This is a genomic window from uncultured Pseudokineococcus sp., from assembly GCF_947499845.1.
Taxonomy (GTDB): domain Bacteria; phylum Actinomycetota; class Actinomycetes; order Actinomycetales; family Quadrisphaeraceae; genus Pseudokineococcus.
The window spans coordinates 125,097-137,638 of the sequence record NZ_CANMPM010000007.1; the positions used below are offsets into that span (position 1 = coordinate 125,097).

Sequence of the window (12,542 nt, forward strand, 5' to 3'; positions counted from 1 at the left end):
CCCGCGTCTGCGGAGAGTCCGGCCCCTCTGAAACGGGCTAGCTCACCGGTGACTGCACGTACGCTGTCGCGGTTTCCGCAGTCCACGAGGGGAGAGCACGTGTCCAGCGCTCAGTCGAGCGGGTCGACCGCCGTCGCACCGGCGGAAGGGGAAGAGCGCGAACTGGTCAGCCCGCTGACGGCCCTGCGGCGGCACTGGGTCGTGGGGACCGCGCTCGTCCTCGTAGGCACTGGGGTCGGGGCAGCGACGGGGGTGCTCCTCCCGGACTCCTACACCTCCGAGTCGCGAATCGCCGTCGGGAGCAATGACCTGGCTGCTCTATCCGTGCCGGGCTACTCCTTCGCCGCTCAGGAGCTCGCTGCCAGCACAGCGCGTTACGTCGACAACTCGCAGGCTCTCGGGGCGCTCGAGCCCGTCCTCGGTCGTGACTCCGAAGCGGTCACTGACGTGGCGGCGTCACCCATCCCGCAGTCGAACATCATCCGCGTCGAAGTGACCGCCGACAACGAGGCAGTCGCCACGAGAGGTGCGGCCGTCATCACTGACTACCTGCTCGAGCAGGCCAATCGCGTGAATAGCTCGAGTGACGGCGACGCGCTCCTGACCGAATATGCAGACCTGTCACAGCAGGTCGCCGAGGTCAGCGCCGCCCTGGACGACGCCGAGAGAGCCTCTGAGTCTGCGGGAGGCATCCTCCCCTCCACGGCGCCGGTTCGTGCCCAGGCGGTGGACCTGTCCGCCCAGTTGGACGTTCTCGAGCGCCGCCAGATGGCCGTCGGAGAGCAGTACGAGGACGCCGTCACGTCCGATGACCTCGCTTACCAGCTCGTGACGGTGCTGGAGGCCGCCCCCTCCTTCGACAACGCCTCGTCGCAGGTCCAGCGGTACGGCTTGCTCGGTCTGGTCGTCGGTGTGCTTGCAGCTCTCCTGTCGGCTGTGCTGCTCGAGCGCCGAGCACGACGCACCCCTCGACCCTCGACGGCCACGAGCGGTGAAGACCCCTTCCGTGGCCTCGGGCAAGCCGACGACACCAGCGACGTCGACCGCCTGAGTACGGAGCCCGCGCCCACGGGGCGTCCGTGACGAGGGGAGGGCCGGAGCGGCCCCTCTACCTGTGGCTGCTCCTCGCCACCCTGGTCCTCAACATCTTCTCCGGTGAGGGCTCCGATGCTCTCGGCCTGCCCATCAGCCCCGATCGCCTGACCCTCGCAGCGAGCTTGGGCCTGCTCGCGCTCGACCCCTGGGCTTGGCGGCGAGGCCGCTACCGCATAGTGCCGGCGCATGTGGCTATGACTGCTCTCGTGCTCCTCGCCGCCTGGTCGGCACTGACCAGCGGCACCCTCCTGACTCCTCTGGGGCTCTTCGCGCTGGCGGACCGCCTCGTCGTCCCCTTCCTCCTCTTCGCCATCGCGCCTGTCGTCTTCTCCACGCCTCAGCGGCGAGACATGCTGTTGCAGACACTCGTCCTGCTCGGTCTCTACCTGGGCACGACCGCCGTCCTCGAACGAGTGGCGCCCGGGCTGGTCTTCCCTCGGTTCATCGTGGACCCCTCCCTTGGGATCCAGGCGACACGATCTCGAGGGCCCTTCTTGGCGAGTGAGGCGCTCGGTCTCGTGCTCGTCTTCTGCGCGGCCGCGAGCGCGATGCTCGTCGCACGTCGCCGAGGTGTGTGGCGGACGATCGCCGCCTCCACCGGCGTCCTGTGCGCTGCGGGGATCCTGCTCACGCTGACCCGCTCCATCTGGCTCGGAGCGGCAGCGGGCGTCGTGCTGGCTTGCCTCCAACACCGCACCCTGCGGCGCCTTCTCCCGGTCATCGTCGTCGCCAGCACGGCTTTCGTGGTCGCAGTCCTGGTCGCCGTCCCGAGCCTCCAGGACGCCGTCAGCGAACGCGCGACGACGACTCGATCGCTCGACGACCGACGCAACGTCAACGCAGCGGCCCTCCGCATACTCGAGCGTGAGCCACTGACGGGCGTCGGATGGGCTCGCTTCCTCGACGTCAACTACGAGTACGTGCGCCAGGCCGACACGTACCCGGTCACCAACACCAACATCGAGGTCCACAACGTCGTCCTGGCTCGCGCGGCGGAGCTCGGCTATCCCGGCGCACTGCTGTGGGTCTCGACAGTGCTGCTCGGCCCTGTTCGAGCCGCTGCCCGAAAGTTGCCGGCACGGGATAAAGATGGAGCAGACCTCGAGCAGTGGCGGCTGGTGCTCACGGCGGGCGGCGTCACCTGGCTCGTCTCCACGATGCTCAGCCCCGTGCCGTACCCCTTGGCCAACTACCTCATCTTCCTCGTCGCCGGCCTGGTACTCGGCCCTTCCATCCGCCCGCGGCTGCGCAGGGAGACGGTCCGGAGCGACTCAGCAGGTCGTCTGTCGCCCGAGACGGGTGGAGCGGCGTCATGAGGGCACGTATGGGTGCTCTGAGGTCCGCGTGCGTCGTCCTGTACTTAGCGGGTGCCCGACATCTGCCCTGGTCTCCCCGTCCAGGGGGTCAGGTGAGTCGACGGATACGGGCGGCGCTGGCGGCTCGGATGCTCGACGCGTGCGGCCGCGACGTCAATGTCGAGCATGGGGCCTGGTTCGGGTCCGGACGAGGCATCCGTCTCGGCGATAGGTCGGACATTGGTATGGACGCGTTGGTCATCGGCCCGGTGCACATCGGGCGCGACGTCATGATGGGCCCGCGATGCATCCTGCTCGCGAGCAGTCACCGCATCAGCGACGTCTCCAAGCCCATGAACCAGCAGGGATTCATGCCAGAGCGACCGATAGTCATCGATGACGATGTGTGGATCGGTGCGGCTTGCATCCTCCTCCCGGGGCGACGCGTCGGTCGTGGAGCCGTTGTAGGGGCGGGGAGCGTGGTGACCCGTGATGTCCCGCCGTACACCGTCGTCGCCGGTAATCCCGCTGTCGTGGTTCGAAGGCGACTAGCGAATGACGTGGGCGGTGAGGGATTGGATGGTGACAGGCGACCAGAAGGCTTATGACGCGTCTAGATGCGGCGACATGACCGAGGCCGACGCATACACCTTTAACGTCCGCCAGTCATATACCCGGGATGGACTAGCCGCCCTAGAGCGAGTGGGGGAAGCGGTCGCCCGTCCGGGTCAGCAGGCGCGAAGTCGCCTCTGCGCATGACCGAATCCTTCTGCAGCGGGACCCGTAACGGCGGTCCCGATCTCTGCGAAGGGTTCAACATGTCTCGCCGCCGCCCCAACCGCCATCCGCGCAGCCGTCTCGCCGCTGCTGCCGCCGTCGCCGCCAGTGCGGTCGTAGCTCTCGGTGCCATGCCCGGAGCTGCCGCACAGAAGGGCGGCACGGCTGCAGCCGCTTCGACGACCTCCATCACCTCTGTGCTGGCCACCAGTCCGGACGCCGGCGTCTTCTCCGTCGGTAGCGTCTGGCGCAAGGATGTGAGCCAGGCGCCGCTCGACCCTCGCTCCGGCGAGATGGCCGCCAATCTTAAGGCGCAGGTCGACAGCCTCTACTCTGGCGTTTCCGCTTTCAACGTCTACCAGTACAACACGAGTGTCTACACCGTCCCGGCGACGCAGAAGCGCGTCACGGTGAAGTTCTCGAACTGCCAGAAGAAGTCATACACACCCAAGGAGCTCTACCAGCCCGAGGCCGGAGCGCATTTCGTCGACGTGCCCATCCCTAGCAATGCCGTCCCGGCGAAGGGCTCCGACGCGCAGCTGAGCGTCTACTCGCCGAGCTCGGACCAGCTGTGGGAGTTCTGGAAGGCCGAGAAGCGGTCAGACGGTTGGTACGCCTGCTGGGGCGGTAGGATCGACAAGGTCTCGACGAGCCACGGATTCTTCCCTGACGGCATGGGCGCCGCAGCCACGGGACTCGCCCTCACGGCCGGCTCGATCCGGATCAACGAGGTGAAGCGCGGGTACATCGACCACGCGATGTCCCTCGCCATCCCGGCGCCGAAGCACTGGAAGACCTTCAGCTGGCCTGCTCAGAGGAGCGACGGTTGGAGCACCTCGACGAGCGCCATCCCCGAGGGCACGCATCTTCGCCTGGATCCACGCGTGGACGTCTCCAAGTTGAACCTCACGCCCGTTGCCAGGATGGTGGCCAAGGCGGCCCAAAAGCACGGGTTCATCGTCACCGACAAGGCCGGCGCCGTCAGCGTCATGGCAGAGAGCGGTGCCGGCATCCAGGCCGCAACCGGCTCGGACCCCTGGAAGAGCATCCTCGGGGGCACCCCGAGCTACGCCGTCTTCAAGAACTTCCCGTGGGACAAGATCCAGGTCCTGCCGCAGGACTACGGGAAGACCGACGCCGAGAGCATCACCGTGCCTGGTACGCCCACTGGCACCTCGACGCCCGGGACCTGCACCGAGGTCTGACGGCTGCGCCCGCGCCGAAGTCCCAACAGGACTCCGGCGCGGGCGCAGCAGCGGACCGCGGCGATGTGGTCGGGCGGGGCTCTGCCCTGCCGTCAGGATCAGGTAGCCGCCTCGTGGGCGCGCTCTCGACCTCGAGCGATCTTGCGCTGTCGCAGGATGGACCACAGCCCTGGCCCGACATGAGGTCTGCGCGCGAACCAAAGAGCCTTCAGGACCATGGCTCGTCGGTCCCGGCGGTGCTGAGCGAGTCTCATGTCGTCCCAGATGACGCGGCTCAACGCGGAGTCGCGGAGGCGGACGCTCATCCAGGGCCTGGCCGCGTACTCCGACAGGATGTTCTCGAAGGATGCGCGCATGAGGTCGACATCCCGCACGGCCTGAGTGGCGTGCTCGTGGTAGACGACGGTGGGCTCCCCCCAGGCGACACCAGTCCCGACCTCCAGGACTCGAATCCACAGATCCATGTCTTGGGCCCTGGGTAGCGGGCGGAAGAGACCTGCTTCATGAAGTGCATCCCTGCGGACCACGGTCGAACTGGTGACGACGAGATCGCTGGGGACGAGCATCGAGGCGGGGGTCAGGGCGACAGCTTTCTGATACGGGCTCCCCTTCCACTTCCCTCCGCTCGCCATGGCGGCCGTCGTCGCGAGGACGTGCCCGCGCGCATGGCCGAGCACCGTCTCGAGGTGGTGGGGCAGCCACTCGTCGTCGCTGTCCAAGAAGGCGATCCACTCGGTCGTCGCCGCGCGTACGCCTGCGTTTCGCGCAGGTCCACTCCCCGACCTCTCGCCCATCTCGATGACCTCTGCGCCCGCATCGCGAGCGACCGCTGCGGTGTCATCCTCGGAGGCGTCGTCGATCACGATGACGCGAGAAGGCTGGACCGTCTGCTCCTCGATGCTCCTCAACGCACGACCGAGGAGATGGGCTCTGTTCATGGCCGGGATGACCACTGTGACGTCGACCACCCGGCGGCCGGCGCTCTCGTCGACCGGGCGAGCGTGAGGCTGCATCGGGTGTGTCTCCTGATCCGGGTCGTCGGGTGCTGCCTCACGCTACCGAGGCTGGTCGCGGAGCGCGTCTACGGGCAGCGAACCACTAGCATTCTCACGTGCAGCCCGAGAGCCGAGAGACCCAGGCGGCGCTTGTGAGGGCACGGTTCTCGGTCGTCATCCCCGCGCACCAGGAGGAGGGCGTCGTCGGTCGGTGCCTCGACGCCTTCTGGCCGGACCTCCGGGACGAGGCGCAGGTCGTCGTCGTCGCCAACGGCTGCACCGACCGGACCGCCGAGGTCGCCCGCGCCCGTGCCGGCGTCGGTGTCGTCGAGCTCGCCGAGGGCTCGAAGCGGCTCGCCCTGGACGCCGGTGACCTAGCCGTCGCCGCCTACCCCCGCATCTACCTGGACGCCGACGTGGTGGTGAGCGCTGCGGCGCTGCGCGCCGTGGCCGACGTCCTGCGCGGGCCCGGGCCCCGCGCTGCCGCCCCTCGCGTGCACTTCGTCGTCGACGGGCGCCCTTGGCTGGTCCGAGCCTTCTTCGCCGCCTACTCGAGCATCCCTTACACGACCCAGGGGCTGGTGGGCCTCGGTCTCTACGGCGTCAGCGCCGACGGCCGCGCGCGCTTCGGCTCCTTCCCCGACGTCACGAGCGACGACCTCTTCGTGCAGCGCACGTTCGGCGACGACGAGCGCGTGGTCGTCGAGGACCACCGCTTCCACGTCGAGACGCCCCGCACGATGCGCAGCCTCCTCGCCGTCCGCACGCGCACGGCCCAGGGCAACAGCGAGCTCGCCGGCAGCGGGGAGAAGGCCCACGGCCCCAGCACGGGGCGAACCGTCGGCGCCCTCGCCCGGCGGGCCCTCCGCGATCCGTCGACGCTGCCGGCGGCGCTCGTCTACACCGTCGTGGTCCTGCTCGCCCGACTCAGGGCGAGGACCACGCCGGCTTCCTGGCACCGGGACGACTCGACGCGTTGACCGCGCGCCGGCGAGCGGCCCGGTGAACGGCGTGTTAAATGTCGGTCCGGTCACGACGGATGCGCTCGCTCCGTTTGGGTGAGACGCTCCGATGCTCTTCAATGGGCTTCTGTGACCATCTCAGCGATGCGCGACACCCAGCACGGACGCCCGGGGGACGGCGGGACGGTGCGGGTCGACGGCGTGGACTTCGACGCCGTCACCGAGCGCCAGGTCGTCGAGCATGTCGTGGGAAGGATCCGCGAGGGGCGCGGCGGCATGCTGCTGACTCCCAACGTCGACATCCTCCGGCAGCTGCGTCGGCCCGACCTGCAGTCCATCGTCGAGCAGGCGGACCTGGTCGTCGCCGACGGCATGCCCATCGTCTGGGCGTCGCGGCTGATGGGGACTCCGCTGCCGGAGCGGGTCACCGGCGCCTCGCTGGCGCAGTCGCTCCCCGCAGCCCTGGCCGAGGAGGGTCGATCGGTCTACCTCCTCGGCGGGGAAGAGGGCGTCGCGGAGGCCGCAGCGGCCGCCCTCGAGCAGAGCCACGATGATCTGCGCGTCGTGGGGTGGCATTGCCCGCCCTTCGGCTTCGAGCGGGACGAGGCCCAGATGCGGGCCATGGTCGACGACCTGCAGAGGACGAAGCCCGACCTGGTCCTCGTCGGCCTGGGCTTCCCGAAGCAGGAGCACCTCATCGGCAGGTTGCGCCGGACGGTGCCTGACGCCTGGTTCATCGGCTGCGGCGGTGCCCTCACCTTCCTGGCCGGACGGGTCGCCCGTGCCCCCGAGCACCTCCAGCGCAGCGGCTTCGAGTGGGTGCACCGCCTCGCGATGGAGCCGCGACGAATGGCTCGCCGCTACCTCGTCGACGACCTGCCGTACGCCGCGGGGCTCTTCGCCCGCGCCGCCCGGCGCACGCCCGTCGACGGTCGAGCGGCTTGACGGCATCGCCGGCCCCAGTGGCGGCTCTCGCCGTGCTCGTCAGCCGGTATCCCGCTGTCTCGCACGCCTTCGTCGAGCGGGAGGTCGCGGCTCTGCGCGAGCTGGGGTGCCGCGTCGAGACCTTCACCGTCCGTTCGGCCGTAGGGGCGGACCTGCTCTCGGAGCGTGCCCGGCAGGAACACGCACGCACGAAGGCTCTCCTGGGACGCCCGGTGGCGGCCTACCTCCGTGCGCACGCCAGTCACGTACGTCGCTCCCCGGTCGGCTACGCCGGTGCCGTGAGGCGGGCGCTCTCCCGGGGTTCGGGCACCCTCCGAGCCCGCTTGTGGCAGATCTTCTACCTGGTCGAAGCAGGCGTGCTGCTGCACGAGATGCGGCGTGCCGGGCTTACGCACGTCCACGTGCACCTCGCCAACGTCGGCGCTGACGTCGCTCGCGCTGCCGTCGACCTCGGCCGCGGCACCGACCCCGCGCAAGCGTGGTCCTGGTCCCTGGGCATGCACGGACCGACCGAGTTCGAGGACGTCGCGGGGCACGACCTCCCGGCCAAGATCACCTCGGCCGCCGCGGTGGCCTGCATCAGCGACTTCTGCCGGAGCCAGGTCATGCGGCACAGCGCGCAAGATGTCTGGCCCCGACTGGGCCTCGTGCGGATGGGGGTGAACGTCGAGCAATACCCGGGCCTGGCCGAGCAGCGCCGGCGGAGAACGCCGAGCCCCCTCCGCGTCCTCTTCGTTGGTCGTCTCGTCCCCGAGAAGGGGCCAGGGGTGCTCGTCGAGGCGCTCGAGGAGGTCGTCGCAAGGGGGGTCGACGTCGAGGCGCGCGTAGTCGGCGGCGGTCCGCTCGCCGAGCAACTGCGGACTCGGCTCGCGCGCGGGCCGCTCGCCGATCGCGTCGTCCTGCTCGGCCCCGTCGGGCAGGACGACATGCCGGCCCTCCACGCGTGGGCCGACGTCTTCTGCCTGCCGAGCTTCGCCGAGGGCGTCCCCGTCGTCCTCATGGAGGCCATGGCGAGCGAGCTGCCAGTGATCACGACGCGCATCGCCGGCATCCCCGAACTCGTGGAGGAGGGCGTCAGCGGTCGGTTGCTCAACCCGGGTCGGGCCGACCTCCTCGCTGACGCCCTCACGGGCATGACCAACGCTGAACAGCGCGCTGAGCTGGGTCGCGCGGGAAGGCGCCGAGTGGTCGAGGAGTTCCAGCCGGAGTCCAACGCCAGGCGCCTGCTTGAGCTCCTTCGTCACGTAGGCGTCTTGGGCTGAGCTTTCGCGCGGACCTAGGAGGAGGTGCTGCCCGTGCATCGCGACGAGGATCGATGGGGGCCCCTGCCCTCGCGCCTGCTCGTCGCCGCCGCTGCGGCGTGCCTCGTAGGTTGCAGCCCGACGACCTCGCGCAGCGACGAAGCCCCGTCGTCGGCCGTGACCGCCGGGCCGGCAGATGCTCCGGAGCCGCTGGCCAATCCGCTGACGGCGACAGGCAACGAGGTGAGCGTCTGGCGCCAGGACGTCTCGGCTGCCCCGACGTCCCAGCGGAGCGATGAGTTCGTCAGCGAGCTCGTCGACCAGGTCGAGGACAGGTACGGCGGTGTCGCGGCTTTCAACGTGCACCAGTTCGGCATGTCCTCCTGGACCGCACCGTGGTGGGTCGATCGTGAGGACGTGCAGTTCAACGACTGCCAGGACCGCGGTTACGTCCCTGACGGCCTCTACGACGGCATGGAGCACTTCGTCGACGTGCCGATACCTCCTCACGCTGTACCCGCTGCCGGGGCCGACGGGCACCTCATCATCTACTCACCGTCGAGCGACCAGCTGTGGGAGTTCTGGAAGGCAGAGCGAGACTCGGGCGGATGGTCAGCGTGCTGGGGCGGTCGTCTGGACGGCGTCAGCCGCAGTGACGGGCGCTTCGACGGTTTCTCCGGAGCGGGTGCTGCTGGCGTGGCCATCTCGGCCGGGGCGTTGCGGTGGGAAGAGGTGCTCTCAGGGAATGTCGAGCACACCCTCTCCCTGGCCATCCCCGACGTCGCGAGAGATGAGCTCAGCTGGCCGGCCAGCCGCACGGACGGCCGGGACGACGACGCGGGGGCTATCCCGATGGGGCAGCGCTTCCGCTTGGACGCTGACGTCGACCTCGACGCCTTGGACCTCCACCCGATAGCCGAGGCTGTCGCACGCGCTGCGCAGCGGTACGGGTTCATGGTGACGGACAGTGCGGGCGCCGTGGCCGTAGCCGCGGAGGTGGGCGAGAGCGCCCAGGTCCCGCCCGGCGTCCAGGCCCCCTGGCCAGTGCTCCTGGACGGGACGCCGAGCTACGCCGTCATGGAGGGGTTCCCGTGGCGGGAACTGGAAGCACTGCCGAAGGACTGGGGCGAGCCGGGTCCGCGATAGCGCCCGAAGTCGTCCCGGTTGCTCCGAAGTCAGGCATGTCTGTCTAAGATCCGCGCGGTTCACCCGATCGGGGTGAGGTCCATCGCCGACTGCAAGGAGCCGTCCACCCATGATCTCGACGAAGTCCGGTCGACGCTCGACCAGAACTGTGGCCTCCGTGCTGCTCGCGGTGCTCCTGACGTCGGGCATCACGACCGCCAGCGCAGAGACGACGGGCCTCGGCCAAGCGCCATCGCTGGGGTCGAGCGTCGCGCCTCGCACGTCCGCCTTCGGGTCAGACGTGTCCACGGCACCTCTGGACTCCAAGAGCGCCGCCATGGTGAAGAACCTGGCTCACCAAGTGACCTCCCGCTACGACGGCGTCGCCGCCTTCAACGCGTACAAGTACAACGTCTCACTCGTCCCGGCGGACACGGAGCGGTCCGCAGACGTCCGATTCTCGGACTGCCAGGGCAAGGGGTACACGCCGAAGAGCCTCTACGGGCGGGATGGGCACTTCGAGAATGTGCCCATCCCGGCGGACGCTGTCGCTGCTTCGGGCAGTGACGCACAGCTCACCGTCTACTCCGAGAGCACGGACCAGCTCTGGGAGTTCTGGAAGGCCAAGCGGACATCCTCCGGCTGGTCGGCCTGCTGGGGTGGACGGATCGACGACGTCTCGAAGTCGGACGGCCACTTCGACGACGGGATGGGGGCGAGTGCTTCCGGTCTGGTCCTGTCTCAGGGCGCCGTGCGCATCTCCGAGTCGCGAGCCGGGCGCATCGACCATGCCATCGCCCTGACGATCCCTGAGATCGAGCACTGGAAGTCGTGGAGCTACCCAGCACAGCGCAGTGATGGGGCGGACAGGAGCTGGGACGCCATCCCCATGGGCACCCGCTTCCGGCTCGACGCCTCTGTGGACGTCGACTCCCTCGGCCTGCACCCAGTCGCGGAGGCCGTCGCACGGGCTGCCCAGAAGTACGGCTTCATAGTCAGCGACACCTCGGGTGCCGTCGCGGTGACTGCGGCGAGCGGCAACTATCTCGAGGCTCGGACGGGCACCGACCCATGGAAGGACGTCCTTTCCGGGACGCCTTCGTACGCCGTCATGGACGGCTTCCCCTGGGAGCGTCTTCAGGCCATCCGCAAGGACTGGGGCGCCCCGCGCTGACCCTCGACACACCCCGGCTGCCGCGGCACCCACGGCTCGGCAGGGGAGTCGCCGCAGCCGCCTAAGGGCGTGGCGGTCCTGGTGCTGGGGAGGCGATGGGGTGCTTGGCGTCGAGGCGCGGAGGTGGTAGGACCTCACGGCAACAGACGACCGACGGCGTGGTCGGTGCATCTTTCGGGGGAACCAGAGTCTCCCTGAGGGCAGGGCCACGTGCGCTGCTGTGACCGGCGGGTACGGTCCGAGCGCCAGGCGGCGACGCCTTGCTCACGGCGTGCGACCGAAGTCGTCGTGGCCCGGTCGAGGTGGGAGGCGCACATGACTCAGCGTGTCAGCTGGTTGGACAGTGCGCGTGGGGCTGCGATCTTCATGATCGTCTTCCACCACGTCTTGGTCTTGCTCGAACCCCTGCACCTCGTGCACTGGGGCTATGGCCTTGTCGAGGACTTGCTGGCGGCCTTCCCGATGCCGCTCTTCTTCTTGGTCTCGGGTGTGCTGGCGAGAGGCGTCCTCAACGAGTCCTGGGGTCGGCTGTGGCGGCACCGCCTCGGTCCGCTGCTCTGGCTCTACGTGGTGTGGACGGTGGTGCGCTTCCTCTGGTTCTCCGTGCTTCCACTGGCCAGCAGGCCGGAGGAGACCGACGTCGTCCGGCTGCTCTTGTCGCCGCTGTACCCGACCTCCGGGCTCTGGTACCTGCATGCTCTCGCTCTCGCCCTCGTGCTCGCGAAGGTCGCGACGAAGCGCTTACGCGTTCCATGGCAGCTGCTCGTCGCCGCAGGAGTGTCCGTGGCGTTCTTCGGGCCTCTCGACACCGGGAGCATCGGCTACCAGGGGTTGGCCCACTACCTCGTCTTCTTCTTGGTCGGCGTCAACAGCGGTCCCGCTCTGGTGCGTGCCGTCGAGAAGAGTCCGCCTGTGTCTGCGCTCGCTGCGACGACCGTCTTCACGGTTCTCGTCGTCACTGTCCGGGCTTACGACCTCGTCGACGTCCCCGGGATCGTGCTCGCGCTGAGCGTCCTCGCCGTGACCACTGGGCTCCTCTGCCTCCGCCACCTCCCGCGCCTGGCGAGAGGCTCGGGGCTCGAGGTCCTGGGACGCGCGAGCCTCATCATCTACGTCACCCACTTCGTCGTGCTCGCCGGACTGACGAAAGCGCTCCTGCTGCTCCTGGGACCGGCGCCGGCGGGTGAGGCGCTGCTTCTGGTGCAGCTCTTCGCCCTTCCTGTCATGGTCGTGCTGGCTATCGGCGCATCCCTCGGACTGGGCACGATCGCCAAGGGCACACCGCTGCAGTCGGTCTACCAGTTGCCGCGGCGCCGCATCCCGGCTTGAGGCGAGAGCGGTGGGCGAGCAGATCGACCTTCGGAACTGCTGTCGGATCAGGCGACACCTGACGAGGTGCTCGAGGACGCCGTGCAGCCGTCCTTGGCCGCGCGGGCCTCTGGCGGTCCAAGCGCACGTACTGGTGCGCGCTCCCGCCCCGCCAGCGGTAGGTGCCTTGTAGCTCCAGAGGCGGTGCGCCGTCGACGGCACCCGCGCCGTCCGCACGTGCCGGGTCTTCGAATTCTCGTGCCAATGCTTGTACCAGTAGTCGGCCGGCCCGGTCTATGTCCGCGAGGAGCAGCAAGGGCCGCACGAGGTGCGCTCGTCGACGCACCGAGACGAGCCCGGGTCCAGCTACCGCTTGAGCGCCGACGGAGCTCCCACCGCCGACGACCCACGGCTGCCCGG

11 protein-coding genes are annotated in these 12,542 nt (G+C 69.1%); 10 read left to right on the forward strand and 1 reads right to left on the reverse strand.

The annotated features are described in order from the left end of the window. Positions 1-99 precede the first annotated feature (99 nt). From Q0789_RS08900 to Q0789_RS08910, 4 genes are all read left to right on the forward strand, one after another. Positions 100-1,083 (forward strand): hypothetical protein, encoded by a 984-nt coding sequence (locus Q0789_RS08900; protein WP_298804316.1) that lies wholly within the window; start codon positions 100-102, stop codon positions 1,081-1,083. After that, on the forward strand, positions 1,080-2,411 hold the full coding sequence (locus Q0789_RS08905; protein WP_298804317.1) for an O-antigen ligase: 1,332 nt from the start codon (positions 1,080-1,082) through the stop codon (positions 2,409-2,411). Before Q0789_RS08900 ends, Q0789_RS08905 begins: the two co-directional genes overlap by 4 nt. A 350-nt stretch (positions 2,412-2,761) precedes the next feature. After that, on the forward strand, positions 2,762-2,998 hold the full coding sequence (locus tag Q0789_RS16730) for a DapH/DapD/GlmU-related protein (RefSeq protein ID WP_366917697.1): 237 nt from the start codon (positions 2,762-2,764) through the stop codon (positions 2,996-2,998). A 147-nt stretch (positions 2,999-3,145) separates the two neighbouring features. Continuing rightward, on the forward strand, positions 3,146-4,372 hold the full coding sequence (locus Q0789_RS08910; protein ID WP_298804319.1) for a hypothetical protein: 1,227 nt from the start codon (positions 3,146-3,148) through the stop codon (positions 4,370-4,372). 98 nt (positions 4,373-4,470) lie between these two features. Here the strand turns inward: Q0789_RS08910 and Q0789_RS08915 are convergent, their stop codons facing one another. Next, positions 4,471-5,385, reverse strand: coding sequence for a glycosyltransferase family A protein (locus tag Q0789_RS08915; protein WP_298804321.1), 915 nt, complete (start codon positions 5,383-5,385; stop codon positions 4,471-4,473). Between the two features lie 98 nt (positions 5,386-5,483). Here Q0789_RS08915 and Q0789_RS08920 point away from each other — a divergent pair, with 98 nt between their 5' ends. The 6 genes from Q0789_RS08920 (at position 5,484) to Q0789_RS08945 (ending at position 12,143) form a co-directional block, all read left to right on the forward strand. Further along, a complete protein-coding gene (locus Q0789_RS08920; RefSeq protein WP_298804323.1) occupies positions 5,484-6,347 on the forward strand; it encodes a glycosyltransferase in 864 nt (287 codons plus the stop codon). A gap of 126 nt (positions 6,348-6,473) precedes the next feature. After that, positions 6,474-7,274, forward strand: coding sequence for a WecB/TagA/CpsF family glycosyltransferase (locus Q0789_RS08925; RefSeq protein ID WP_298804326.1), 801 nt, complete (start codon positions 6,474-6,476; stop codon positions 7,272-7,274). Positions 7,275-7,597: 323 nt separating this feature from the next. Continuing rightward, on the forward strand, positions 7,598-8,536 hold the full coding sequence (locus Q0789_RS08930; RefSeq protein WP_298804328.1) for a glycosyltransferase family 4 protein: 939 nt from the start codon (positions 7,598-7,600) through the stop codon (positions 8,534-8,536). 33 nt (positions 8,537-8,569) lie between these two features. After that, positions 8,570-9,661, forward strand: a complete 1,092-nt coding sequence (locus tag Q0789_RS08935; RefSeq protein WP_298804330.1) for a hypothetical protein — start codon at positions 8,570-8,572, stop codon at positions 9,659-9,661. Positions 9,662-9,770: 109 nt separating this feature from the next. Next, positions 9,771-10,814, forward strand: a complete 1,044-nt coding sequence (locus Q0789_RS08940; RefSeq protein ID WP_298804331.1) for a hypothetical protein — start codon at positions 9,771-9,773, stop codon at positions 10,812-10,814. A gap of 315 nt (positions 10,815-11,129) precedes the next feature. Further along, positions 11,130-12,143: an acyltransferase family protein gene (locus tag Q0789_RS08945; RefSeq protein WP_298804333.1), complete on the forward strand. Its 1,014-nt coding sequence runs from the start codon at positions 11,130-11,132 to the stop codon at positions 12,141-12,143. Positions 12,144-12,542 lie beyond the last annotated feature (399 nt).

Excerpts from the sequence above, each read along its gene's own strand:
- Q0789_RS16730 (WP_366917697.1), top strand. The coding sequence starts at position 2,762 with ATGCCAGAGCGACCGATAGTCATCGATGACGATGTGTGGATCGGTGCG.
- Q0789_RS08910 (WP_298804319.1), top strand. The coding sequence starts at position 3,146 with ATGACCGAATCCTTCTGCAGCGGGACCCGTAACGGCGGTCCCGATCTC.
- Q0789_RS08915 (WP_298804321.1), bottom strand. The coding sequence starts at position 5,385 with ATGCAGCCTCACGCTCGCCCGGTCGACGAGAGCGCCGGCCGCCGGGTG.
- Q0789_RS08925 (WP_298804326.1), top strand. The coding sequence starts at position 6,474 with ATGCGCGACACCCAGCACGGACGCCCGGGGGACGGCGGGACGGTGCGG.
- Q0789_RS08940 (WP_298804331.1), top strand. The coding sequence starts at position 9,771 with ATGATCTCGACGAAGTCCGGTCGACGCTCGACCAGAACTGTGGCCTCC.
- Q0789_RS08945 (WP_298804333.1), top strand. The coding sequence starts at position 11,130 with ATGACTCAGCGTGTCAGCTGGTTGGACAGTGCGCGTGGGGCTGCGATC.